The 23,514-nt window shown below is 73.5% G+C and carries 15 protein-coding genes; 1 reads left to right on the top strand and 14 read right to left on the bottom strand.

The window, feature by feature from the left end:
- Positions 1-78 precede the first annotated feature (78 nt).
- Genes ABRQ22_RS14105 through ABRQ22_RS14080 form a run of 6 tightly spaced genes read right to left on the bottom strand, consistent with a single transcriptional unit; the run spans position 79 to position 9,729 of the window.
- Entirely contained in the window at positions 79-1,254 is a 1,176-nt protein-coding gene (locus ABRQ22_RS14105) for an acyl-CoA dehydrogenase family protein (protein ID WP_353707174.1), read from the bottom strand.
- A complete protein-coding gene (locus ABRQ22_RS14100; RefSeq protein WP_353707173.1) occupies positions 1,251-3,836 on the bottom strand; it encodes a biotin carboxylase N-terminal domain-containing protein in 2,586 nt (861 codons plus the stop codon). Before ABRQ22_RS14100 ends, ABRQ22_RS14105 begins: the two co-directional genes overlap by 4 nt.
- Positions 3,837-3,840: 4 nt before the next feature.
- Positions 3,841-5,496: a carboxyl transferase domain-containing protein gene (locus ABRQ22_RS14095; protein ID WP_353707172.1), complete on the bottom strand. Its 1,656-nt coding sequence runs from the start codon at positions 5,494-5,496 to the stop codon at positions 3,841-3,843.
- Positions 5,493-7,226, bottom strand: coding sequence for a dihydrolipoamide acetyltransferase family protein (locus tag ABRQ22_RS14090; protein ID WP_353707171.1), 1,734 nt, complete (start codon positions 7,224-7,226; stop codon positions 5,493-5,495). The genes ABRQ22_RS14095 and ABRQ22_RS14090 overlap by 4 nt, the downstream gene beginning before the upstream one ends.
- Positions 7,223-8,299: an alpha-ketoacid dehydrogenase subunit beta gene (locus ABRQ22_RS14085; RefSeq protein WP_353707170.1), complete on the bottom strand. Its 1,077-nt coding sequence runs from the start codon at positions 8,297-8,299 to the stop codon at positions 7,223-7,225. The genes ABRQ22_RS14090 and ABRQ22_RS14085 overlap by 4 nt, the downstream gene beginning before the upstream one ends.
- Entirely contained in the window at positions 8,296-9,729 is a 1,434-nt protein-coding gene (locus ABRQ22_RS14080; RefSeq protein WP_353707169.1) for a thiamine pyrophosphate-dependent dehydrogenase E1 component subunit alpha, read from the bottom strand. Before ABRQ22_RS14080 ends, ABRQ22_RS14085 begins: the two co-directional genes overlap by 4 nt.
- Before the next feature lie 142 nt (positions 9,730-9,871).
- Here ABRQ22_RS14080 and ABRQ22_RS14075 point away from each other — a divergent pair, with 142 nt between their 5' ends.
- Entirely contained in the window at positions 9,872-10,348 is a 477-nt protein-coding gene (locus ABRQ22_RS14075; RefSeq protein ID WP_253052015.1) for an Lrp/AsnC family transcriptional regulator, read from the top strand.
- A 55-nt stretch (positions 10,349-10,403) separates the two neighbouring features.
- Here ABRQ22_RS14075 and ABRQ22_RS14070 read toward each other — a convergent pair whose 3' ends face one another.
- The 8 genes from ABRQ22_RS14070 to ABRQ22_RS14035 form a co-directional block, all read right to left on the bottom strand.
- Complete coding sequence (locus ABRQ22_RS14070; protein WP_353707168.1) at positions 10,404-11,447, bottom strand: glycosyltransferase; 1,044 nt, start codon at positions 11,445-11,447, stop codon at positions 10,404-10,406.
- Entirely contained in the window at positions 11,444-12,082 is a 639-nt protein-coding gene (locus ABRQ22_RS14065; protein WP_353707167.1) for a hypothetical protein, read from the bottom strand. The genes ABRQ22_RS14070 and ABRQ22_RS14065 overlap by 4 nt, the downstream gene beginning before the upstream one ends.
- A 20-nt stretch (positions 12,083-12,102) precedes the next feature.
- Positions 12,103-14,625, bottom strand: coding sequence for a glycoside hydrolase family 3 C-terminal domain-containing protein (locus ABRQ22_RS14060; protein WP_353707166.1), 2,523 nt, complete (start codon positions 14,623-14,625; stop codon positions 12,103-12,105).
- A 245-nt stretch (positions 14,626-14,870) separates the two neighbouring features.
- On the bottom strand, positions 14,871-17,864 hold the full coding sequence (locus tag ABRQ22_RS14055) for a glycoside hydrolase family 3 C-terminal domain-containing protein (RefSeq protein ID WP_353707165.1): 2,994 nt from the start codon (positions 17,862-17,864) through the stop codon (positions 14,871-14,873).
- A 200-nt stretch (positions 17,865-18,064) separates the two neighbouring features.
- Positions 18,065-18,481, bottom strand: coding sequence for a hypothetical protein (locus ABRQ22_RS14050; protein WP_257416728.1), 417 nt, complete (start codon positions 18,479-18,481; stop codon positions 18,065-18,067).
- A gap of 128 nt (positions 18,482-18,609) precedes the next feature.
- Positions 18,610-21,006 carry a glycoside hydrolase family 3 N-terminal domain-containing protein gene (locus tag ABRQ22_RS14045; protein ID WP_353707164.1) on the bottom strand — a complete coding sequence of 799 codons (2,397 nt, stop codon included), beginning with the start codon at positions 21,004-21,006 and terminating at the stop codon, positions 18,610-18,612.
- 266 nt (positions 21,007-21,272) lie between these two features.
- Positions 21,273-22,658, bottom strand: a complete 1,386-nt coding sequence (locus tag ABRQ22_RS14040) for a GHKL domain-containing protein (protein ID WP_353707163.1) — start codon at positions 22,656-22,658, stop codon at positions 21,273-21,275.
- Positions 22,655-23,368: a LytTR family DNA-binding domain-containing protein gene (locus tag ABRQ22_RS14035; protein ID WP_253051996.1), complete on the bottom strand. Its 714-nt coding sequence runs from the start codon at positions 23,366-23,368 to the stop codon at positions 22,655-22,657. The genes ABRQ22_RS14040 and ABRQ22_RS14035 overlap by 4 nt, the downstream gene beginning before the upstream one ends.
- Positions 23,369-23,514 lie beyond the last annotated feature (146 nt).

The raw sequence follows: 23,514 nt of genomic DNA, 5'->3' as shown, positions 1-23,514 counted from the left end.
ACCCGCCGCCGAGCACGACATGAAGGACGGAAAGAGGCGGATAACGTCCTTCATGTCGTGTTCGGCGTCGGTCGTGGCCTAGCCGTCCAGTCCCAGGCTCCTCGCGATGACCATCAGCTGCACCTCGGTGGTGCCCTCGCCGACCTCCAGGACCTTCGCGTCGCGGTAGTGGCGCGCGACCGGGTTCTCGTTGAGGAAGCCGTAGCCGCCGAAGATCTGCGACGCGTCGCGCGCGTTCGCCATCGCCGCCTCGCCGCCGACGAGCTTGGCGACCGACGCCTCCGCCTTGAACGGCTTGCCGCGCACGAGCTTCTGCGCGGCGTCGAGCCACGCGAGCCGCGCGGTGTGGACGCGCGCCTGCATGCGGGCGAGCGTGAAGGCGACGTGCTGGTTCTCGCCGATCGACCGCCCGAACACGACCCGCTCCTTCGCGTACCGCAGCGCCTCCTCGAGGCAGCCCTGCGCGGCGCCGGTCGCCAGCGCGGCGAACGCGATGCGCCCCTCGTCGAGCGCGCGGAGGAAGTTCGCGTACCCGCGGCCGCGCTCGCCGAGCAGGTTTCCGGCGGGCACGCGGACGTCGGTGAGCGTGAGGGGGTGCGTGTCCGACGTGTGCCACCCGACCTTGTCGTACGACGGCCCGACCTCGAGCCCGGGCGTGCCCGCGGGGACGATGATGCTCGACAGCTCCTTGCGCACCTCGCCGTCCTGGCTGACGTGCTCGCCCGTGACGGCCGTGATCGTCACGAGGCTCGTGATCGGCGTCCCCGAGTTGGTGATGAACTGCTTGGAGCCGTCGATCACCCACTCGTCGCCGTCGAGCCGCGCGGTCGTGCGGGTGCCGCCCGCGTCCGAGCCGGCGTCGGCCTCCGTGAGCCCGAACGCCGCGAGCGCCCGCCCGGCGAGGAGGTCGGGCAGCCAGCGCTCCTGCTGCTCGCGCGAGCCGTGCCGGAAGATCGGCACGATCCCCAGCCCGACGCCTGCCTCGAGCGTCACCGCGATGGACTGGTCGACGCGCGCCAGCGCCTCGACGGCGAGGCACAGGGACACGTAGTCCTGGCCCTGACCGCCGACCTCGCGCGGGAACGGGAGCCCGAACAGCCCCAGCTCCCCCATCTGCGCGATGATCTCCATCGGCAGTCGGCGCTCGGTGTCGTACCGGTAGGCGGCGGGCGCGACGACGCTGTCCGCGAAGTCGCGCACCACCTGGCTGAGCTTCCGCTGCTCGTCGTCGAGCAGGACGTCGGCCTCGATCATGATGCTCCCTGGGTGTCGGGTTGCGGGACCGGGGCGGCGGGGTCTGCCGCGCCGGAGTCGTGGGGGTGGACGACAGCGACCACCTGGTCCCGGCGCACGAGGTCGCCGGGGCGCACGCGCACGTCGGCGACGCCGTCGTGCGGGGCGAGGAGCGGGTGCTCCATCTTCATGGCCTCGACCGTCACGAGGACGGCCCCGGCGGCGACCGGCTCGCCGTCGGCGGCAGCCGTCACCACCGTGCCGGGCATGGCGGCCCGCACCTCGGGGTCGGTCGCGCCGGGCGCGTCGCCGCGGGCCCGACGGCGCTCGTCCCGCGCCCGCGCGGCGCGCTGCTCCCGGTCCGGGGCGGCCAGGGCGACGGTCCGCCCGTCGCGCCACACCCACACCGTCGCGGGCTCGCCGTCGGCGGACGGCACGTCGAGCGCCAGCCGCACGCGCTCCCGGACGCCGTCCACGGTGAGCCACCACGCGCCGTCGTCCCCGGCGTCACGCTCGATCGACGCCCGCACCTCACGCGGCCGCGCGGCGCCGGGTCCCCACCCGCCGTCGGTGTCGCGCGCCTGCGGACACTGCACGACGGCGTCCCGCGCCGACCCGGAGACCCGCACCTCGTGCACACTCCCAGCGGCATCGACCAGCACGACCCGCCACGGCGCGGCGGCCGCGTTGAGCCGCCACCCGTCCCTGACCCGCCACGGATCGTCGTCGCCCGTCCCCGCCGCCCCGCCGAACCCGGGGTGGTCGCGCGAATCGTCAGCGAACCTGTCGACAACCCCGGATTCGGCACGGCGCGGGGTTGTCGCGAACAGCGCCGCGGCCACGAGATCGATCCACGCGGCGTCGTCGGACAACGAGCCGACCTCCGGGGTGAGGACGCGGGGGGTGTGCACGCTCTCGTGCTCGGTGGGCGAACCAACCTCCGAGGCGAGGGGACGGCGGGTGTGCACGCTGCCGTGCTCGGCGGGCGAGCCGACCGCAGAGGTGAGGGGTCGGGGGGTGTGCGCGCCGTCGTGGTCGGGCCTGGCGGGAGCGCCCGAGGAACGAGGGTGCGGATGGTAGACGGCGCGCACACCCCCCGACCCCTCACCGGACCCGACCACAGACCCCGACGACGAACCGGAAGACACGAGCCGGTCGATCAGCCCCGTGTCGAGCCGCCCCGCCCGCACGTCACCGTCCGCCAGCAGAGACCGCAGGAACGCCGTGTTCGTCTCGACCCCCAGCACGACCGTCCGCGCGAGCAGCCCGTCGAGCCGGTCGACAGCCTCGTCGCGGGACTCGCCCCACGCGACGGCCTTCGCGAGCATCGGGTCGTAGTGACCCCCGACGACCGCACCGGCGGAGATCCCGGAGTCGAGGCGCAGCGGCGAGGCGCCGGGCCCGGCGGGGACGCCGTCGTCGTCGTAGACCAGGACCGAGCCGGTCGCAGGGAGGAACCCGCGCTCGGGCGACTCGGCGTAGAGGCGCGCCTCGACGGCGTGGCCGCGGAGCACGACGTCGTCCTGCGCCACGCCGAGCGGCGCGCCCGCCGCGACGCGCAGCTGGAGCGCGACGAGGTCGAGGCCGGTGACCATCTCGGTCACGGGGTGCTCCACCTGGAGGCGCGTGTTCATCTCGATGAAGAAGAACTCGTCGGGGCGCGCGGCGGGAACGAGGAACTCGACCGTCCCGGCGCCGACGTACCCGACGGACCGCGCGACCTCGCACGCGGCCTCGCCCATGCGGGCGCGCTGCTCCGCGGTGAGGAGCGGCGACGGCGCCTCCTCGACCACCTTCTGGTGGCGGCGCTGGAGCGAGCACTCGCGCTCGCCGAGGTGGACGACGGTCCCGTGCGTGTCGGCGAGCACCTGCACCTCGATGTGGCGCGGTGCCTCGACGAGCCGTTCGAGCAGCAGCGTGTCGTCGCCGAACGACGACGCGGCGACCCGGCGCGCCGACGCGAGCGCGGCCGGAAGGTCCTCGGCCGTCCGCACGACGACCATCCCCTTGCCGCCGCCCCCGGCGGACGGCTTGACGAGCAGCGGGAACCCGACGTCGTGCGCGGCGGCCAGCAGGTCGTCGTCGGACATCCCCGGCTCGCCCGCCCCGGGCACGACCGGCACGCCCCGGGCGCCGACGAGGCGCTTGGCGGCGAGCTTGTCCGCCATCGCGTCCAGGGCGGCCACGCCCGGCCCGACGAATGCGATCCCGGCGCGCTCGCACGCTCGGGCCAGCGCCGGGTTCTCGGACAGGAAGCCGTAGCCGGGGTGGATCGCCTCGGCCCCGGTCGCGACGGCCGCGGCGACGACCGCCTCGACGTCGAGGTAGCTGCGCGCGGCGGAGGCCGGGCCGATCCGGACGGCGACGTCCGCCTCGCGCACGTGGCGGGCGTCGGCGTCGGCGTCGGAGAAGACGGCGACGGACCGCACGCCGAGGCGACGCAGCGTGCCGATCACGCGGCACGCGATCTCGCCGCGGTTCGCGACGAGGACCGTGCGGAACCCGGGACCGCCGCCGGGCTGGTCCGTGCGCTGGTCCGCCGGGCGCTCGGACGGTCGGTCCGCCGTCCGGGCGGGCGCCTCGTGGGGGGTGTCGGAGGTCATCGGCTCACATCCGGAAGAGGCCGAACCGGTCACCGGTCCAGGTCTCGGCGAGGGGCGTGCGCGCGCACACGCCGAGGGCGAGGCCGAGCACGCGGCGCGTGTCGGCGGGGTCGATCACGCCGTCGTCCCAGAGGCGCGCGGTCGCGTAGTAGGGGCTGCCGTGCTCGTCGTAGTCGGCGCGGATCCCGGCGGAGAACGCGGCCTCCTCGTCGGGGTCCCACGTCTCGCCGCGCGCGGCGAGCTGGTCGCGCTTGACGGTCGCCAGCACGGACGCGGCCTGCGGACCGCCCATGACGGAGATGCGGCTCGCGGGCCAGGACCACAGGAAGCGCGGGGAGTACGCGCGCCCGCACATCGAGTAGTTGCCGGCGCCGAACGACCCGCCGACGATCACGGTGAGCTTGGGGACGCGCGTCGTCGCGACGGCGGTGACCATCTTGGCGCCGTCCTTCGCGATCCCTCCCGCCTCGGCGTCGGTGCCGACCATGAACCCGGAGATGTTCTGCAGGAACAGCAGGGGGATGCCGCGCTGGTCGCACAGCTCGACGAAGTGCGCTCCCTTGAGCGCCGACGCCCCGAACAGCACGCCCTGGTTCGCGAGGACGCCCACGGGGTGCCCGTGGATCCGCGCGAACCCGGTGACGAGCGTGTCGCCGTACTCGCGCTTGAACTCGTCGAACCGGCTGCCGTCGACGAGCCGCGCGACGATCTCGCGCGGGTCGTACGGGGCTTGTACATCGATCGGGACGGCACTGTACAAGCCTTCGCTCGTCGTCCCCTGGCCGGGGGCGCGGGCGTCGTCATGCCCGACGGCGGGCGGCATGCTCGCCACGACGTCCCACGCGGGTGCGGGGTCGGGCGGGAGCGTCGCGACGATGCGGCGCACGGTGTCGAGCGCGTCCTCGTCGTCGTCGGCGAGGTGGTCGACGACGCCGCTGCGACGCGCGTGGAGCTCGCCGCCCCCGAGCTCCTCCGCGGTCACGACCTCCCCGATCGCCGCCTTCACGAGCGGCGGGCCGCCGAGGAAGATCGTGCCCTGCTTGCGCACGATGACCGTCTCGTCGCTCATCGCGGGCACGTAGGCGCCGCCGGCCGTGCACGACCCGAGCACCGCGGAGATCTGCGGGATCCCGGCCGCCGAGAGGCGCGCCTGGTGGTAGAAGATCCGGCCGAAGTGGTCACGGTCCGGGAACACCTCGGCCTGCCGGGGCAGGAACGCGCCGCCCGAGTCGACGAGGTAGACGCACGGCAGGCGGTTCTCGAGCGCGATCTCCTGCGCGCGCAGGTGCTTCTTCACCGTGAGCGGGTGGTACGTGCCGCCCTTCACGGTCGCGTCGTTGCACACGACCATGACCTGCCGCCCGCTGACGACCCCGATACCCGCGACGACGCCCGCGGCCGGCCACGCGCCGTCGTCCACGCCGTACCCGGCGAGCGGCGCGATCTCGAGGAACGGGCTGCCTTCGTCGAGCAGGCGGTCGACGCGGTCGCGCGGCAGCAGCTTGCCGCGCGACACGTGCCGGTCACGCGCCGACGCCGGGCCCCCGCGCGCGACGTCCGCCGTGCGCTCCCGCAGCTCGCCGGCGAGCGCCCGCTGCGCGGCGTCGTTCGCCCGGGCCGCGTCCGACCCGGGCTCGACGGCGCTCGTCAGGACGGTCATCCGGTCACCCCTCCCTGCCGAACCCGGGATCGCTCCCCACGCGCGGCCGATCCTGGGGCGGGATCCAGGGTTCGACCGGACGGGGCGCCACCCGTGGGGGGCGGACCGCTCGCCAGGAGGGCGAGGGCCGGGTCCTCGAGCAGGGCGCCGAGGTCGGCGAGGAAGCGCGCGCCCTGCTCGCCGTCGACCACGCGGTGGTCGAACGACAGGCTCAGCGTGACGACGTCGCGCAGCGCGACCGCGCCGTCGTGCTCCCAGGGCCGACGGCGCACCGCGCCCAGGCCGAGGATCGCCGCCTCCCCGGGGACGAGGATGGGCGTGCCCGCGTCGACGCCGAACACCCCGACGTTGGTGATCGAGATCGTCCCGCCGGTCAGCCGCTCGGGCGTCGTGCGGCCGTCGCGCGCCGTGACCGTGAGGTCGGTGAGCGCGGCGGCGAGGTCGGGCAGGTCGAGGTCCTGCGCGTCGGGCACGTGCGGCACGACGAGCCCCCGGTCGGTCGCGACCGCGATGCCCAGGTGCACGCGGCGGTGCCGCACGATCTCCGCGGTGCCGTCCGCGAGGTCGTGCCACGCGCTGTTGAGCGCGGGATGGCGCGGCAGCGCGAGGCACAGCGCGCGGGCCGCGAGCGCCAGGACGGTGATCCGCTCGCCGCGCGCGAGGCGATGGGTGCGCAGGCGTTCCAGGAGCTCGACGCTGCGCGTCACGTCGACCGTGAGGAACACCGTCGCGTGCGGCGCCGTGAACGCGCTCGCCACCATCGCCGCCGCGGTGTGCTTGCGCACCCCGCGCACCGGCACGACCTCGGGCTCGAGCCCGGCCCGCGCGTCGACGCCGGCGGCCGCCGAGACGGGAGACGTGGCCCCTCGCCCGAGCCCTCCCGGGGCCACGTCTCCCTTCTCGTCCGCGGTCGCCGACGGAGCGTCGGCCGACGCGGCCGAGCCGGTCGAGGCGGCCGAGGCGGCCGAGGCGGTGAGCGTGCCGTGGACGTCGCGCGGCGGGCGCGCGACGTCGCGGTGGCAGCTCACCGCGGCGAGGACGTCCTCGCGGGTGATGAGCCCGTCCGGACCCGTGCCGTCCACGCGGTCGATGCGCACACCGAGCTTCTTCGCGAGCGCCCGCACCGGCGGCGTCGACCGGGGCCGCTCGCCGACCCGGCCGGGCGTCGGGTCGGCGTCGAGCCCGGGATCCGTCCTCACGATCGGGACCGCCTGGGGAGCGACCCCGGGTTCGGCCGGCTCGGGCCGGCCCCCGGCGCGCCCAGCAGCAGACACGGGAGCCCGACGGCGGCGCGTGGGCCTGCCCGCACGCTCCGGCGCGGCCCCGTACCCGACGAGGTTCGGCTCTGGCCCGTCGTCGTCCCCCTGCTCGCCGAGCCCGGGGTCTCTCCTCACGGGGACAGCCGTGTGAGGAGCGACCCCGGGTTCGGCAGCCTGGGGAGTCGTGGGAGGGGCACTGTCCCCGGTCGGGGCGGCAGGGGTGCCGTCGTCGATCTCGAAGGTCACCAACGGGTCGCCGACGGTGACGGTCTGGCCCTCCTCCGCGTGCAGGGACGCGACGACGCCCGTGTACGGGGACGGGAGGTCGACGAGGGCCTTGGCCGTCTCGACCTCGGCGATGACCTGGTTGAGCTCGACGTGGTCGCCCGCGTGGACGTGCCAGCTCACGATGTCGGACTCGGTGAGGCCCTCCCCGAGGTCGGGGAGGCGGAACTCGCGCATCGTCATCATCGGGCCACCGCCTCGACGGCGCGGGGCGCGCCGGGCGACGCGGGAGCCCCGACCGGTGAACCGGCGTCGGGCACGGACGACGGCACGAACGGCTCGACGCGTCCCAGGACGCGGTCGACGCCGTCGAGGATGCGGTCGAGGTCGGGCAGGTAGTGGCCCTCGAGCTTCGCGGGCGGGTAGGGCATGCCGTGGCCCGTGACGCGGACGGGCGCGGCTTCCAGGTACTCGAAGCAGCGGTCGGTCACGGTAGCGGCGATCTCCGCGCCGAGCCCGGCCTGCCGCGGCGCCTCGTGCGTCACGACGACGCGACCCGTCTTGCGGACGGACGCCGCGACGGTGTCGTGGTCGATCGGCGAGAGCGAGCGCAGGTCGATCACCTCGACGGACACGCCGTCGTCCGACGCGGCGACGGCGGCGTCGAGCGCGGTCCCCACGAGCCCGCCCCACGTGACGAGCGTGACGTCGTGGCCGTCGCGCACGACGCGCGCCCGGTCCATCGGCAGCGGGTCGACGGGATCGAGATCGACCTCGCCCTTGAGGTGGTACCGGCGCTTGGGCTCGAAGAAGATCACCGGGTCGTCGCACGCGACGGCCTGGCGGAGCACGGTGTACGCGTCCTGGGGGTTCGAGACCGACACCACGCGCAACCCTGCCGTGTGCGCGAACAGCGCCTCGGGCGACTCCGAGTGGTGCTCGGCCGCGCCGATGCCGCCGCCCACCGGGATGCGGATCGTGATCGGCAGGCGCACCTTCCCGCCGGTGCGGGCGTGCATCTTCGCGAGCTGGGACAGGATCTGGTCGAACGCGACGAACACGAAGCCGTCGAACTGGATCTCGCACACCGGCCGGTAGCCGCGGTACGCGAGCCCGACGGCCGTCCCGATGATCCCGGACTCCGCGAGCGGCGTGTCGAGCACGCGCCGCGGCCCGAACTCCGCCTGGAGCCCGTCGGTCACGCGGTAGACGCCGCCCAGGCGGCCGACGTCCTCGCCCATGACGACCACGCGGTCGTCGTCCGTCATCGCGCGGCGCAGCCCCGCGCCGAGCGCCTTCGCCACGGTGAGGGTGCTCATCGCGCCACCCCCGTCACGGTCCCGGTGCCCGACGCCGCCCGGTCGCCCGCGGCGCCCGGCCCACCCGCGCCGTCGTCCCCGTCCCCGAACGACGCCAGGTAGTGCGCGTACTCGGCGCGCTCGCGCTCCAGAGCGTGGTGCGGCTCGGCGTAGACGTGGTCGAAGAGCGACAGCGGCGGCGGGTCGGTGAGTGCGACGCACCCGGCACGCAGCTCGGCCGCCGCGGCGTCGGCGACGCCCTGCACCCGGGCCGCCCCCGTGTCGTCGAGCACGCCGACGGAGCGCAGGTACGCCTCGAACCGCGCGATCGGGTCGCGCCCGGTCCACTCCTCGACCTCCGCGGCGTCGCGGTACCGCTTCGGGTCGTCGGCCGTGGTGTGCGGGCCCATGCGGTAGGTGACGGCCTCGATCAGCGTCGGGCCGCCGTCGTGGCGGGCCTGGTCGAGCGCGGCGCGCGTCACGGCGAGCACCGCGAGGACGTCGTTGCCGTCCACCCGCACGCCCGGCATGCCGAACCCGCGGGCGCGCTCGGCGAGCGGGACGCGCGACTGCAGCGCGACCGGCTCCGAGATCGCCCACTGGTTGTTCTGGCAGAAGAAGAGGACGGGCGAGCGGTACGTGGACGCGAAGACGAACGCCTCGTTGACGTCGCCCTGGCTCATCGCGCCGTCGCCGAGGTACGCGACTCCCACCGGGAACCCGGCGGCCGCGTCGACCCGGCCCGCGTCGACGTCGTTCTGCACGCCCATCGCCCAGCCGGTCGCGTGGAGCGTCTGCGCGCCGATGATGACCTGCGGCGACGCCATGCCGATCGCGTACGGGTCCCAGCCGGAGACCGCGACGCCGCGCCACACGCGCACGAGGTCGACGAGCTCGGCGCCGCGCACGCGCGCGACCGCGTGCTCGCGGTAGGAGGAGAAGACGAAGTCGTCGTCGCGCAGCGCGCGCGCCGAGCCGACCTGGGCCGCCTCCTGCCCGAGGAGCGGGGGCCAGAGCGCGAGCTCGCCCTGCCGCTGGAGGGCCGTCGCCTCGGCGTCGATGCGCCGCGCGACGACCATGTCCTCGTAGAGCCGCAGGAGCGTCGTCCGGGCGGCCTCGCGCGCGGCCTCGTCGGGCGCCGCGGGGTCGAGGCCGGCGAGCCACCGGTCGAGCTCGGGTTCCGGGAGCCGCGTGCCGTCCTCGGTCAGCACGCGCAGGGTCGGGGTCGTGCCCGACGGCGTGTCCCCGACGTCTCGGGGAGCGCCACCGGCGCGGGGCGGCCTGCCCGGAGCACCCGCGCGCCGGGCGGCGGGCGTGTCCGGGCGCACGTCGTGGGCCATGGTCTTCCGGTCTGCTCGTGCGTCGCGCGGGGTTGCCGCCCGGTGACCGTTCTGCGCCTTCGGCGGGGTCGCCGCCGTCGGTCCGGTCCGCACCGCAGGTTCGCTGGGCATCGTCGCCACCTCACCTCGGGGAGCCGGTCCTCACCGTCGAGGACCGAGGTAGGGCGAACGTAACCCCTGCCACGCACATGGCTCCACCGACCTCCGACACGCTGCGCAGTGTGACCGCCGTCACTCGGCTAGGGTGAGCAGCATGCACAGCGCCGACGCTGTCGACCTCGACCTCCTGCTCGCCCTCGCCGACGACCCGCGGGCGACGATCGTCGCGCTCGCCGACCGTCTGCGGATCTCCCGCAACACCGTCGCCGCACGCCTCGCACGGCTCGAGGCCGAGGGCGCGTTCCTCGCGCTCGACCGGCGGATCGACCCGCACGTGCTCGGGCACCCGCTCACGGCGTTCGTCGAGGTCCAGGTGCGGCAGAAGGAGCTCGCCCGGATCGTCGACGACGTCGCGCGCATCCCCGAGGTCGTGCAGGCGTTCGGGCGCAGCGGGACGGCCGACCTGCGCGTCACCGTCGCGTGCCGCGACACCGACCACCTGTTCCGCATCGACGCGGCGATCCTCGCCATCGACGGCGTCGAGCGCACGGAGACCTCGCTGTCGATGGGCGAGCTCATCCCGTACCGCCTGCGCCCCCTCATCGAGCAGCAGCGTCGCGGCGCCCGCTGACGCGGACGGCTGCGCGTCCGCGGCGACGCCGCTCCGGGCGTCGGGCCGCGGGACGTCAGCTGAAGCCGATGGCGCGCTGCGCGACCCGGTAGGCCAGGACGGTCACGCGCCGGCCCGCCGGGCCGGGGAGGTTGGCGATCTGCCCGAGGCCCGACCAGCGCACCTGGTGGTAGAGCTCGGGGTCCTGGGCGCGCAGGCGCGACCAGAGCCGCTCCTTCTCCACGAGGCACGCGGGCGTCCCGGCACGGACCAGCAGGATCGACGACACCGCGCAGATGATCTCCACGTAGTGCAGCAGGTAGCGGCGCAGACGGCGGTCGGTCACGGGCGTCCGGGAGACGTGCTCGAGCATGAGCCAGTTGACGCGGAGCTGCTGGTCGAGGCGCTGGAGCATGACCGCCTCGTGCACGGACTGGTCCTCGCGGCCGATGAAGTACCGGTAGAGGTCCACGTCGAGGTAGTACAGCGTGCGCACGTGCGCGAGCGGCACCAACGCGTACAGGTTGTCCACGTAGAACGTGTGCTCGGGGAGCCGCAGGCCCGCGTCGCGCAGCACCTGGGTCCGGTACATGAGGGCGTGCATCATCATGTACTGCCGCTTGGCGAAGCGGCGGGTCTGCGACCACGTGAGCACGCGCCCGCGCGGCAGCGCGCCGCGGTACCGGACGGCCGTCTTCACGCGCTTGCCGACCTTCTCGTACACGAAGTTGCTGACCAGCAGGTCGACGGGCTCGCCGCCGGGGGTCCCGGCGTCCACGAACCGGCGCACGAACCCGCGCAGCGTCGCGAGCACCTGGGCGAGCGCGGCGCGGTCCACCCAGTCGTCGGCGTCCACGACCTTGAGGTACTCCCCGCGCGCGTGGTCGAGCCCGGTGTTGATCGCCGACCCGTGCCCGCCGTTGGCCTTGCGGAGCACGTGCACCTCGCCCGGGTGCCGGTCGGCGTAGCCCTGCGCGAGCGCCGCGGTGCCGTCGGTCGAGCCGTCGTCGACGACGAGCACCTCCACCTCGGGCCCGAACCCGACGAGCGAGTCGAGGGCGCGCGCCAGGTAGGGCTCGGCGTTGTACGCCGGGACGACGACGGTCAGGAGCGGGGTCACGACGCACGCACCTCTCCGGCGGGCGCCGCCTCCGGCGTGGCCGGCACCTCGGGCACCTGCTTGAAGATGACCTTGAAGATCGGGAAGAACACCCAGAACGAGATCGCCGCGTTGATGATCATCGTGGTGAAGTCCGCGAGGGTCTCGCCCGCGGCGCCCAGGCCCCACGTGTCGATGAACAGCTCGTAGATCGGCGTCTTGTACAGGCCCTGCGCGGCGGCGGCGGCGACGGAGATGACGACGTACGCGATGGTGTACCAGAGCGCCGCCTTCGCGACCGACGAGTTGGACTTGAACGTGATGTTGCGCTGAGCGAAGAAGTTGATCACCTGCGCCACCAGCAAGGTGATCTGCACGGCGAGGAAGTATGCCAGCCCACCGCCACCGCCCGGGAGCGGGCCTGCGGCGTAGTCGAAGACGTAGTACGTCGACCCGTCCGGGTTCGTCCCGATCGGCCAGACCTGGAACGCCACGTCCACCAGGGCGGTCATGCCGAAGACCCACTTGATGAGGGGCATGAGCGCGAGCTGGAGCACGGTGATGCCGTTGCTCAGCACGAAGAACACGACGAACTGGGCGGTCCCGGGGCGCTTCTCGGAGAACCGGCGCCAGGCGTCGCGGAGGCGGGTGAACATGGGTCTTCCCTTCGAGCAGGTCAGGCGTCGCCGCGGAGGGTGCGCGCGGTGCGACGGTCGGCACGGCGGTTGCGGACGAACCCGCGCAGGACGGCGCCGGTGCCGCGGAAGAGGTGGCCGTTGACGATGCGGAGGATGCCCTCGACCATCGCGGCGTCGACCAGGCCGCCGGTCATCTTCCCGATGGCCCGGAACGGCATGTTGAGCAGGAACAGGATGTTGAGGTCCGGCGTCCCCTTGCGGTCCGCGGCGTCGCGCCGCCAGGACAGGATCCGGAACGCGAGGCGGGCGAGCGGCGAGCGCGCGTCCGCGAGGCGCGACAGCGGGTCGTTGACGCCGAGGGGACCGGACCAGGCCGCCGTCGGGACGGGGCGACCCAGGAGCGCCGCGAACTGAGCGTCCGACACGTCGTGGACGCGCCCGGTGCGGTACGGCTCCGGCAGGTCGTCCTCGGTGCGGGGCGGCACGGTGCCGGCGAGCTCGACCGTCGCCCCGAGCGGCAGGTCGTCCACGTGGGAGCCGACCAGCACCGACCACGCGCCCTGCTCGACCTGCCACGCGCCCGTCGCGACGTCCCAGTGCCGGAACGCCGCCTCTCCGAGGGGCACGGTGACCGTGCGCGACTCGCCGGGCGCGAGCTCGACCCGCGCGAACCCGGCGAGCGTGCGCACCGGGCGGTGGACGCCCGGCGTCTCGCGGCGCACGTAGACCTGCACGACGTCGGCCCCGGCGACCGTCCCGGTGTTCGTCACGGTCACGGTCGCCGTGACCGTCGCGCGATCCGTCGCCGGGTCCGCCGCGGGGTCCGTGTCGACCACGAGCCCGGAGTGCGCGAACGTCGTGTAGGAGAGCCCGAACCCGAACGGGAACGCCACGGGGACGTCGGCGCTCGTGTAGTACCGGTAGCCGACGTACAGGCCCTCGCGGTAGACGGCGGTGCGCCCGGTCGCGGGGAACGCGCCGGCGGTCGGGGTGTCCGCCAGACGCACGGGCAGCGTCTCGGCGAGCCGCCCGGACGGGTTGACGACGCCCGTGAGCACGTCGAGGATCCCGCCGGCACCGGCCTGGCCGGAGAGGTAGCCGTGCACGAGCGCCCGGGCGGAGCCGAGCCACGGGGTCGAGATCGCGCCGCCGCCCGCGAGCACCACGACCGTGGCGGGGTTGGCCGCGGCCACGGCCTGGAGCACCTCGACCTGCGACCGGTGCAGCGCGATCGTCGAGCGGTCCAGCCCCTCCGACTCGGCGATCTCGTCCAGGCCGAGGAAGAGGAGCACGACGTCGGCGCCGCGCGCGGCCTCGACGGCCTCGTCGCGCAGCGCGGGGTCGGGCGTGCCGTCGCGGCGGAAGCCGGGGGCGAAGGCCGTCAGGTCGAGGCCTGAGTCCCCGATCACGTCGAGCACGCTGTCGAGACGCGTCGGGTTCACCGCGGACGAGCCGGAGCCCTGGTAGCGCGGGGTGCGCGCGAAGTCGCCGACGACCGCCACGCGCGTCCCGGCGGCGAGCGGCAGGATCGCCTCGTCGTTCTTGAGCAGCACCGCCGAGCGCGCCGCGACCTCGCGGGCGAGCGCGTGGTGCGTGTCGGCGTCGACGGCGGGGGCGGTGCCCGGCTCGCGGGCCTCCGCCACGAGGCGCAGCACCTCGTCGGCGCGCGCGTCGAGGTCGGCCTCGTCGAGGCGTCCGGACCGGACCGCGTCCACGAGCTGGCGCGCCGAGCCGAGCCCGGCCGCCGGCATCTCGAGCGTCCCGCCCGCCGCCGCGGCCGCGACGACGTCGTTGGACCCGCCCCAGTCGGAGACGACGGCGCCGTCGAAGCCCCACTCGCGGCGCAGCACCTGGGTGAGGAGGAACGGGTCCTCGTGGGCGTACACGCCGTTGACGAGGTTGTAGGAGGACATGATCGTCCGGGGCCGGGCCTCCGCGACGACGATCCCGAACGCCGTGAGGTACACCTCCCGCAGCGTCCGCTCGTCGACCACGGAGTCCGAGACCATGCGGCGCAGCTCCTGGGAGTTCGCCGCGAAGTGCTTGGGGCACGCGGCGACGCCCTGGGACTGGATGCCGCGCACGTACCCGGCGGCCATCCGGCCCGCGAGCAGCGGGTCCTCGGAGAAGTACTCGAAGCTGCGCCCGCCGAGCGGCGACCGCTTGATGTTGAGGCCCGGGCCGAGCAGCACGTCCACGTCCTGCGCCGCGGCCTCGGCGCCGAGCGCGGCGCCCACGCGCTCGGCCAGCTCGACGTCCCACGTGTTCGCCACGGCGGCGGCCGTCGGGAAGCACGTGGCCTCCTGCGAGGCCGCGATGCCGAGGTGGTCGGCCGCGCCGAGCTGCTTGCGCACGCCGTGCGGGCCGTCGGCCAGCCACAGCGAGCGGATGCCGAGCCGCGGGACGTCGTGCGTCTCCCACACGGTCTTCCCCGTCAGGAGCGCGGCCTTCTCCAGGAGCGTCAGGCTCGCGGTCGGGACGACGCCGGTCGTCGCGGTCGTCGTGCCCGGTGCCGAGGCCGTCTCGCCGGCCGCGGCGGTGGTCTCGCCGTGGAGCTGCACGGTGCTCTCCTTGCGTGGTCGTGGGTCGTGCGGGGTCTGTCGGAGCGGTCTGCGGGCAGGGCGGGGCCTGCCGTCGGCGGTGCGTCGGCGACGGCGCAGCTCGGGACGTGCGGGGCGGGGCCCGGTGCCGGACGGCGGTCCGGGGTCCCGGCGTCGGGCCGGCGGTGGTGGGCGCCACCGGCCCGACGGAGCCGGGTGCCGGGTCCCCGGGCGGTCGCCCGCCCCGGGGACCCGGTGGTCACCGGCTACCGGGCGGCGGGGACCGCCGGCTCGGAGGCGGGTGCGGCGACCTCCTCGGCCGCCGACCGGTGCCGGCGGACGCGCCGGACCACGAGGAAGGCGCCGACCAGGACGAGCAGCCCGAGCAGGACCGACACGCCGATCTGGACGTAGACCCAGGTGGGCGGCGTGTAGGTGACCGTCGCGCCGGGGGCGAGCCCGTTCATGGCGTTCGAGTTGGCCACCGTGAACAGGATGTTGTGGGTCGCGTTCCGGATGTCCGTGACGGCCTTCGCGGACGTCGTGTCGCCGAACGACTTCGACGGCTGGAAGGTGAGCGTCAGGTCCGTGCCCCCGTCGAGGCCCTCGTTGGGGTTCATGTACGGGTACAGGTTGAAGTCCGTGATCGCGAAGCCCTCGAAGCCCCACTCCCCGCGCAGCACGTCCGTCATGAGCGGCTTCGAGCCGCCCGTCCACGTCGCGCCGATGCGGTTGAACGAGCTCATGATGCCGAGCGCCCCGACCGTCGTCTCCTCGATCGTGCCCTCGTCGTCCGCGATGTAGCGGACGTCCAGGGAGACGTCCTTGATCGCGAGCTCGAACGGCTTGAGGTAGATCTCGCGGATCGTCTGCTCGGTCGCCCAGGTCGCGGGGCCGTTGTCGACGCGGTTCGTCTCCTGCTCGTTGAGCGCGAAGTGCTTGAGCATCGTGTAGACGCCCTTGCTCGCCGCGCCGTTCGACACGGCGGCGGCCATCCGGCCCGAGAGGAGCGGGTCCTCCGAGTAGTACTCGAAGTTGCGGCCGCCGAAGGGCGAGCGGTGCAGGTTCACCGCCGGCGCATACCAGCCGTTGAGGCCCTTCTGGAGCGCCTCCTCGCCGATCATCGTGCCCATGGCGGTGCCGAGGTCGACGTCCCACGTCTGCGCGATGAGGACCTCGGACGGGTAGGCGACGCCGTTGATCGACGAGTTGATGAAGGACGAGAAGCCCGCCGGTCCGTCCGGCTCGACCGTCTGCGGCTTGGCGATCGAGGCGATCGCGGCCGTCTGGTACGCACCGTTCAGCAGCATGTCCGTCATGTCGCCGACCGTCAGCGAGTCGAGCAGCTCGTCCCACTGCGGGTCGTCCTTGGGCAGCCCGCGCAGGTCGACGAGCGTCAGGTCGGAGCGCTCGCCCGTCGTCGGCATCTCGCCGTCGAACGCGGCGGCCTCGGCGTCGTAGTCCCAGGCGGCGAAGCCGTCCTGCGTGGCCTCGTCGGCGACCGACTGCTCCGCCGTCGGGGCCTGCGGGAACGTGCCCGCGAAGTCCGCGCGGGACATCGGGACGACCGTGCCGTCCGCGCCGTCGGCGCTGAAGCGCGCCGAGACGTCGTCGAACCGGTTGGTCACCTCGGCGAGGTCCGACGCGCGGTGCTCCTCGCCCGCGTACACGACGTCGGACGCGACCGGGTACGTGATCGGCGCGGTGCCCGCCGCGACGGTGTGGGAGTCGGTGCGCAGGCTGAGCGTGTAGTCGCCCGCCTCCAGGACGTACGCCTTCGCGTCCAGGTGGTCGTAGGACGCCATGTCCTCGACCGCGATCTCCAGGGTCACGGTCTCGCTCGCGCCCGGCTCGATGACGCCCGTCTTGGCGAAGTCGCCCAGGACGACCTCGGACTTCTCGATCCCGCCCGGCGTGTACGGCGCCGAGTAGTAGAGCTCGACGACGTCGCGGCCGGCGACCGTGCCCGTGTTCGTCACCTCGACCGTGACCGCGACGGTCCCGTCGACGTCGCCCGCCTCGGTGCCCGTGACCGCCCACGCGAAGTCGGTGTAGCTCAGGCCGTAGCCGAACGGGTAGACCACCGCGTCGTCGTAGTCGACGAAGCCCTCGGCCGCCGCGGTCTCGTAGTAGCGGTACCCGACGTAGATGCCCTCGGTGTAGTCGACGAACGGGGCGTTGCTCGTGACGGTCGCGTTGGACGTCGCCTTCTCGACCGCGGAGACCGGGTAGGAGGCCTCGATGTTCGAGTAGAAGAAGCTGCCGAAGTTCGCGAACGTCGGGTCGGCGGTGAAGTCCGCGGCCCAGACGTCGGTCGTGCGGCCCGACGGGTTGACCTCGCCCGTGAGGATCGTCCCCAGGGCGTTGAAGCCGGTGGCGCCGGGCGAGCCCGCGAGCAGGATCGCGTCGACCTCGGGGTCGGCCTGCAGCTCGCCGAGCTCGAGGGTCGTCGACGCGTTGACGACCACGACGACCGTGTCGAAGCTCGCCTTCGCGAGCGCGATCAGGTCCTTCTCGTCCTTGTTCAGCTCGAGCTGGTGCTGCCCCGGCTCGGCGTTGTCGTCCCAGCCCGTCATGTCGCGCGTGAGGTCGCCGCCCTCGCCGCCGGGGCGGCCGATCGTGACGACCGCGGCGTCGCCGAACTCGGCGAACGTCCCGGACTGCGCCTCGTACTCGCCGACCGGCAGCTCGCCGATCGTGTAGCTCGACGCGTCGGGGTTGTCCATCTCGATGTGGCCGCGCGGGTTCTCCGCCGCGAACGCCTCGATCGTGGCGTAGACCTGGTCGTTGACCGTGAGGCCCGCGTTCTCGAGCCCGCCGCGGACGGTCACCGCGGAGTTCGTGTCGACCGATCCGGAGCCCGAGCCGCCGAACACCGGGTCGGCGGACGCGCGGCCCAGCATCGTCACGCGGGCGTCCGCGGCGAGGGGCAGCGCGCCGGCCTCGTTCTTCGCGAGGACGATGCCGCCCGCGGCGATCTCCTCGACGAGCGCCTTGGCGGCCTCGTTGACGGACTCCTGGCTGTCGTGCTCGGCCGTGTAGTACTCGGTGTCCCAGCCCGAGGACTCCTCGGAGTTGGTGAACGTGTAGGTGCCGGACCCGAGCTGGGACGCGACCCAGCCGCCCGCGACGTTGAGCGCGACGTTCGCGACGACGACGAGCACGGTCACCGTCGCGAGCACGGGTACCCAGATCCACAGGAACTTCTTGTTCGACATCGGCGTCCTGCCACCGTCGGCGTTCTTCGCCCTGGCGTTCACTGCATTCCTCCTCGAGTGCGGGCCCGTTCCTCAGGCTAGGAGCGGGGTACGGCGCCGCCCGCCGCGGCTGCACGATCGGTCGTTTCTGCGGCACGGACGGTCGTCGTCGTGCGCGACCCGTGCGCGGGGGGGTGCCTCGTCCGTCCGACGTGCCGCCCGGCGGACCGGACGAGCCCGCCGGACGGGCGAGGCACGGGTGGCTACTCCCCGGCCGGGGTGATGGTGCCGTCCTGGTCGATCTGCCACGTCTCGCCGGTCGCGGCGGAGTCGGCCTCGATCGTGTACTTCCCGTCCTTGATGTCGACCGTGCCCTGGACGCGCGAGGCGGCGTCCGAGGGGACGAAGGGCACCACGAGGAGGCCGTACTTCACGGTCGGCTCCTTGACGTCGCTGGCGAGCATGATCTGCGCCCAGCTGTCGTCCTCCGCGAGCGCGTCGGCGACCGCCGTGCGCGCGTTCTCGAGGTCGGTCGCCACGTCGACGTCGGTCGCCTGGCTCTCGGACGACGACGGCCCGGCGGCGGAGTCGTCGCCGCTCCCGCACGCCGTCAGCCCGAAGGCCCCCGTGACGGCGACGAGCAGCCCGATCCCCGTGGTCAGCGCCTTGTTCCGCTTCACTTCCTGCTCCTTGGTTCGTTCGTGCCGCGGGCCCACCCCGCGGCCTGGTCGGGGTCGGACGGCGCCGGGCGGGCGCCGTCCGCCCCGGACGGGCGGCCGCTCGTGCGCCCGCCCGCCCGTGCGGTCCGTCAGTCCGTGATCGGCCCGCTGAAGTTCAGGCCGAAGCCGAACGCGTACGCGTTGCCCGCCGCGTCGGTGTAGGGCTCGGCGTCCTCCCCGACGTCCTCGAGCTGCTTCTCGACCGCGTCCATGGAGGCCGGGAAGCCGATCGGCAGCCGGCCCTGCGTCTCGTGCAGGCCGAGGGCCGACTCGATGAGCGCCTGGTCGCTCACCCCGAAGCCGACGAGGATCGCGTCGGACCGCGACTCGAACTCGGCCGGGACGGTCGGGTTCGTCGCCTTGAGGACGGTGATCACCGGGATGTCCTTGCCCGACGCCTCGACGGCCGCGAGCGCCCGGTCGAACGCGTCGAGGTCCGACTCGTTCGCGATCCGCGAGGTCTTGCCGTAGTAGGACCGGTTCTCCTGCGTCCCGTCCGGGAGCAGGTCGCCGGAGATCGACGTCTGGCGCACGTTCGCGCCGTCGGCGGTGTACGGGCGGTACTGCAGGGAGAGCGGGTACCACTCGCCGGTCTCGCTGTCGTGGCCGGCCTGCGAGAACGGGTTGCCGTTGTTGGGGCTCTTCATGCCCACGAGCACGAGGTCGACGTCGGACAGGTCCGGCGCGGTGTAGCTCGTGACCTTGCCGTCGGCGTCCGTCACGGCCTCGTCGGTGACGACCTTCCCGAAGTACTCCTCGGCGGTCTCCTGCGTGATGCCCGTGCCCTCGGTGTACTCGCCCGGGCCGAACACGCCGGCGAAGCCGGTGTCGTAGGACCGCGGGATGTAGACCGTCTTGTCCTTCCACGCCTCGGCGTCCGAGGCCGCGACGGTCCCGTCGTTCTTCAGCATGACGACGGAGTCGAGCTGCGCCTCGTAGCCGGCGTCGACCTTGTCCTCGCTGCCGACCGTCGCCGTGGAGGCGTCGAGGTCGAGGTACGGGTTCTCGTAGAGTCCCGGCTGGAACAGCATGGTGAGGATGCGCGTGCCGGACTGGCGGAAGCGGGTGTCGGCGTCGACGTCGTTCGTCCCCGCCTCGAAGTCCTGCTGCCACAGCTCGTGGGCCGCCAGGACGGGCTCGACGGCGTTGTTGCCGCCGAACATGTCCACGCCGTTCTTGAGGATCGCGTAGTGGCGCTCCTCGACCGTGAGGTCCTCGACGCCCCACGACGTCCCGATCATCGCGTCGGGGTCCGTGGTGCCGCCGGCGGTGACGCCCCAGTCCGTGACGACGACGCCGTCGTAGCCGTTGTCGTCGCGCAGGATGCTCAGGCGCTTCGAGTCGTAGGCCGAGCCGACGCGCTCGCCGAACAGCGGCTGCCCTTCGCCGTCCAGCGCGATCGAGTAGGCGGACATGACCGCCGCCGCGTCGAGCGCCCCGACGAACGGCTCGGTGTGCTGGTCGAAGTTGCCGCCCGGGTACACGCCGTACTTGCCCGCGGTCGTGTGGGACTCGCGACCGCCCTCGCCCGGCCCGTCGCCGGCCCAGTGCTTGATCATCGCGTTGACCGACTCGGTCCCCCAGCCCTCCTGGCCCGGGGTGCCCTGGAAGCCGCTCACGTAGGCCTGGGCCATCTCGGTGCTGAGGGCGACGTCCTCGCCGAACGTGCCGTCCACGCGCAGCCAGCGCGGCTCGGTCGCGAGGTCGATCTGCGGGCTGAGCGCCGTGGCGATGCCCAGCGCGCGGTACTCGGCGGACGCCGCCTCCGCGAACTTCCGCGTCTGCTCCGCGTCGAACGTCGCCGCGAGGCCGAGGTTCGACGGCCACCGGGAGATGTCGCCCGAGGCGTTGTAGTCCGAGGCGCCGGCGGTCGAGCGCGGGTCGGAGCTGAAGTTCACCGGCACGTAGGGCTCGTCCGCGGTCGCGAGCGACTCGGCGAAGGCCTGCATCTGGTTGGACCAGGTGACGTTGGCCTCGACGTCGTTCGGGCCGGCGTTGAGCACGTTGCGCAGGTGGGAGTCCGTCAGGTACTCCTTCTGCGCGTCGGTCAGCCCGTCGGCGGGCGACCGCTCGTGCGAGCTGAACAGCATGAGGCCGGCGATCTGCTCGATCGTCAGCTCCTCGGACAGCGCCGCGGCGCGGTCCTGCGCGCTCTCGCGCCAGTCCTCCCAGGTGTCGAGCGTCCCGTTCGCGTTCATGTCCTTGAACGCGTACTCCTGACCGTCGACCTCCTCGGTCAGCAGCTCGACGGCGCTGTCCGCGCCGTAGGAGAGCGTGGGGCCGTCACCCGGGTTGTCGACGACCACGAAGGCCGTGGTCCCGTCGGTGACCTCCCGCGTGGTGAACGCGTCCGACGCCTTCTCCTCGTCCGGGGTGCCGGCCGTGCACCCCGCGGTGGCCACGAGGGCCAGGCCCGCGAGCGCCGCCGCTCCCCGGACGCGCGCCGCCCTGCCGTCGAGCTTTCCCGCCGTTGTCGTTGTCCTCATCGACCTTCCCTTGTCGTCTCCGCGCTCGTCGGCCACCGCGCCGTCCCCGCCGCCCCACCGGGGCACGTGCGTGGCTGAGCGAGCTCTGCGAACCCGTCGAGGCCCGGACGTCGTGGTCCTGAGCCGCGCCGCCACGCTATGGACGGCCCGGGCGGCCCGGGCGGCGCGGTGCACGAACCGTCGCTTTGCGTGCACGATCGGTCGGCGAGGTCACGACGGGGTCACGGCGCGGGGCCGGAGGTCCCGTCGGGTCGGGCCCGGAAGGCCTACGCGGTGGTGGACCCAGACGTGGCCGACCGCCGGGCGGCGGCGGTGGGCGGCCGGTCCTGCGGCAGCGGGAGCAGCACGCGCAGCAGGAACCAGCGGTCCTCGGTGTTGACCGTCATGGAGCCGCCGTACTTCTCCGCGGTGTACCGGATGGACTTGAGGCCGTACCCGTGCCGGGTCCGGTCGGCGCGCCGCGTGACGATGTCGCCGCCCTCCGTGTGGAGCTCGCCGGAGAAGTAGTTCTCCACCGTGAGCAGCACGAACCGGTCGCGCGCGTAGACGGCGACCTTGATGATCCGCCGCTCCGGCTCGGGCACCGCCATGACGCCGTCGATCGCGTTGTCCAGCGCGTTGCCGAACACCGCGGCGACGTCCATGGCGGACATGAAGTCGAGCAGCGCGCCGTCGACCACGCACGTGAGGTCGATGTCGCGCTCGGCGCACTCCTGGCTCTTCGTCGTGAGGATGACGTCGAGCACCCCGTTCCCGGTGTCCGCCTGCCGGGCGTGACCCGAGATGCTGGCCTCCAGGTCGTCCAGGTAGGACGCCCGGCGTCGCGGGTCGACCTCGGCGCGGATCACCCCGATCTGGTGCTTGAGGTCGTGGTACTTGCGGTGGACGATCTTCATGTTCCGCTTGGACTGCAGGTACTGCTCGTGCTGGCGGCGGAGCATCTCGTCGATCGCCCGCACCTCCGACCGCGCCTGGTGCTGGAGCCGCTGGCCCTGCTGCGCGTACAGCGCCACGAACCCGCACAGGTCGACGAGCGTGCGGATGTAGAAGATCTCCAGGCCGAGGCGCCCGCTGAAGGGGGTGTTGGCGTTGAGGAAGCTGATGTTGCTCATGAAGAACGTGACGAGCGCGATCGCGACGGCCGACGCGAGCTCGCCGACCGTGACGTCGAGCTCCTGGTCGGGGCGGAAGTGCCGGGACTCGACGACGTACGCGACCCCGTACCCGACCGCGTAGACGAGGACGAAGAACGCGACCTGCCACGCCGTGCCGGGCCGCCCCTCGGGGAGGAAGAAGAAGCAGTGGACCTGCCAGTGCAGGGCCGCCACGAGCTCGGCGAGCACGAGCGCGCGGGCCGCGAAGTACCCGGCGTCCCGTGCCGAGACGCGCGCCGCCGCGACGATGAACCCGTACATGCACGCGACCGCGGCCGCCATGCCCACGGTCCAGAGCTGCCGCGGGAGCAGGTCGGCGAGGGCCTGCACGCCGACCTGCGCGCCGAGCGCCGCGGCGGCGAGGAGGACGAGGCGCGGGCGCGGGAGCCGCGGTCGCCGCAGGAGCACGTAGACGAGGCACGCGAGCCACTCGGCCAGCCCGGTCAGCGCGCGCGGGATGTCCGGCAGGGTCTCCAGGATCGAGGGTGCCTGGGTCATGCGCGCCGCGCCCCGAGGTAGTCGGTGAGCGCCGCGAGGAACGCCTTCTTGCGGGCCCGGCTGATGAGCAGGTCGTGCCCGCCCACCAGGAGCACGCTGCTGCCCTGGATGGCCAGCACGTGCCGCAGGTTGACGAGGTAGCCGCTGTTGCTGCGGAAGAAGTCCTTGCCCTCGAGCTGCGCCTCGAGCGCCTTGAGCGGCCCGACGACGGAGTACCGTCCGTCCACCGTGTGCACGGTCGTCCGGTGCTTCGCGCTCTCGAGGAAGACGATGTCGTCGGTCGACACGCGGGCGAGACCGCCGTCGACCGCGAGCAGCAGGTAGTCCGCCGACCGGCGCCGGAGCCGCGCGACCGACCGCTTGAGCTCCTGCGAGAACGCGAAGTACCGCAGCGGCTTGAGCATGTAGCTCAGCGCGTCGACCTCGTAGCCCTTGATCGCGTGCTGCGTCATGTTCGTGATGAAGATCAGCACGACGTCGGCGTCGACCTGCCGGATGCGCTGCGCGGCGCTGAACCCGTCCAGGTGCGGCATCTCGACGTCGAGGAGCAGGATGTCGAAGTCGGGCCGGTACCCGGCGACGACCTGCTCGCCGTCGGTGAACATGGCGACCGCGAACTGCTCGTCGTGCTCGCGCTCGTACCGTCGCAGGTACTCCACGAGCAGCGCGCTGCTCGCGGGGTCGTCCTCCACGATGCCGATCCTGATCACGATGCCGTTCTCCAGGGACTGTGCCCCCCGGGGCACGACCGCGCCGACCGGACACTGCCGTGTGCCGTCGCGGCCTCGCCCTGCTCCTCCGTTGCCGATTCGCCCGCCGGCACGCGGCGGGCCCCGATCATTATGGGCCACGCGGC

It is taken from the genome of Cellulosimicrobium sp. ES-005 (assembly GCF_040448685.1).
GTDB classification, from domain to species: Bacteria; Actinomycetota; Actinomycetes; order Actinomycetales; family Cellulomonadaceae; genus Cellulosimicrobium; species Cellulosimicrobium cellulans_G.
Note: the sequence above shows the minus strand (reverse complement) of the source record. Positions and strands in the feature narration are given on the sequence as shown.